The sequence below is a fragment of the Virgibacillus carmonensis genome, assembly GCF_057836705.1.
This window is the reverse complement of sequence record NZ_JBYQFJ010000379.1, coordinates 1-532: the sequence shown is the minus strand read 5'-3', so window position 1 is coordinate 532 and position 532 is coordinate 1. Positions and strand designations below refer to the sequence as shown.

Here is a 532-nt window from a genome sequence, read left to right as displayed (position 1 = left end):
CTTTGTGTATTTTGCTACGTAATCAAGCTATCATAACCGATAAAATTACGAAAACATACAATTTTATAACATAAAATTAATGGTTGAAAGTAGGGGGTAAAAGAGCTAAGATGGTTTTTAGAGTAATATTACGATTGTGTTACAAATTCATAGTGGATTCAGCCCTTTTTTTATGCATTAATACGTGAAAAAGGTCACATACGTAATCAAATAGAAATAGAAATTATTTAAAATGGAAGTGATGAGAGAGATGAACAAGCCAAGTATTGTTGTATTAGGTGCAGGCTATGGCGGGATGGTCACAACTGTAAAATTACAGAAATCCCTGGGGATCAACGAGGCAGATATTACATTGGTGAACAAACATGACTATCATTACCAAACGACATGGCTGCATGAAAATGCTGCAGGCACATTGCATCATGATCGTACCCGAATTGCAATTAATGATGTTATCAAATTAAATAAAGTTAATTTTGTAAAAGACACTGTTATTTCTATAAATCCAAAAGAGAATAAAGTCAGATTAAAA

The 532-nt window shown here is 32.3% G+C and carries 1 protein-coding gene; it reads left to right on the top strand.

What is annotated here, in order from left to right:
- Positions 1-250 precede the first annotated feature (250 nt).
- The coding region (locus AC3G7N_RS22460) for an FAD-dependent oxidoreductase (RefSeq protein ID WP_489424315.1) at positions 251-532 on the top strand (282 nt) is incomplete at its 3' end.